The organism is Wolbachia endosymbiont of Tuta absoluta (assembly GCF_059414725.1).
In genome coordinates this window covers 1-1319 of record NZ_JBNRJY010000411.1, presented here as the reverse complement: position 1 = coordinate 1319, position 1319 = coordinate 1, and the positions used below count along the sequence as shown (strand labels likewise).

General features: G+C 41.2%; 1 pseudogene. It reads right to left on the bottom strand.

The features are described from left to right. Positions 1-1175: 1175 nt before the first annotated feature. Positions 1176-1319, bottom strand: a pseudogene (locus tag ACJ5GX_RS04410) (3'-5' exonuclease); the annotation flags it as partial.

Below are 1319 nucleotides of genomic sequence, written 5' to 3'. Positions count from 1 at the left end.
AAGAGGAAGGTTTTTATGTATGATTAATGTCGGGAGAAGGTCTGTTTCCCGTGGGAAATCAGTTAGCAGCGGGTGAAACCGCTGGGCGGGCCGCTAGTGTATGTATAAGTGTGTACAATAATGTATGTAGTTTATGTAAGTATATTTCATGCATTATCCCGCTTATCTAAACGCATTTTCCTATCACCCAAAGGTTGCCTGGAAGAGCTTGCTACCATAGCGAGAAGGCCGCCTTGTTGTAATTTTTTTTTGTGCAATAAAGAATTATATTATTACTAGATTTCCGCCCAGCGGTTTCACTCGCTTCCACTCATTTTCCCGTGGTAATAGTTGTTTTCCTGCGGTAAAAAGTGGCCTTTGAGTTATTCCAGGTTATACTTGTGTTCAATATTTCATCCAAATCGGTTTGGATGAGTGTGAAGAGGTAACAAACATACAAACATAGTACATACACACACACACACACACACAAACACTCAGATTTATAATTATCAACTAATAATGTATTCTGTGATAATATTAAGTACGGATTGCGACCATTTGAACCACACCACAGAATCATAATAGACCACACTGCTGCGAAACTGCGAGGCATCGGTCTCATTAGGGTCTACCTACATCATGGGTTTACCTGAAGACCCAAAACCAAGGTGAAATGCAGACTATATTCATGCAAAAATAATTCCCCGTTTTCGTATTTTCGGTACTTTTGATATTCATGGTACTCATTCATCGGGTCGTTCGTCGACTTGGTGTCCCACACAATAAAGAAGAAAGGTACTCGTTTACCAGAATAGCGTCAAATCACACACACACACACATGTCACGCCTATAATCCCTTGCGGGGTAGGCAGAGCGCAAACAGCCGCAAAAAACGGTCATTTGCGCCACGTCTGACAAATATTTGAGGGTCATTTCGAAAATTGTGTAGATATCGCCATAGTGACAGGTTGTCAGCCCATCGCCTAAAATTGCAATACACACCCTCGAGACCCTTAGTCGCCTCTTCGAACGCCCAAGGGAAAGAAATAGGGAGATGCTATTCTAAGCCGGCATCACAGTTTTCGTCATCGTCAGTTTTTATTTATGTTATGTAATAAATGGGGATCCAAATAATTCAGTACTTTTAAAGTTACCCTGGTACCTTATGTGCTGCTTTCGAGCAATTAACGTTTGATCGATCTTTGATGAGGAAATAATCCTTCTTCCCAACCAGGTAAAAACACGCACGGGAATTCAAGCCCTTTAGCCGCATGAAGAGTCATAACATATACAGTGTCATCGCTATTCATATTATCCACTTCCATCACCAAACTAAT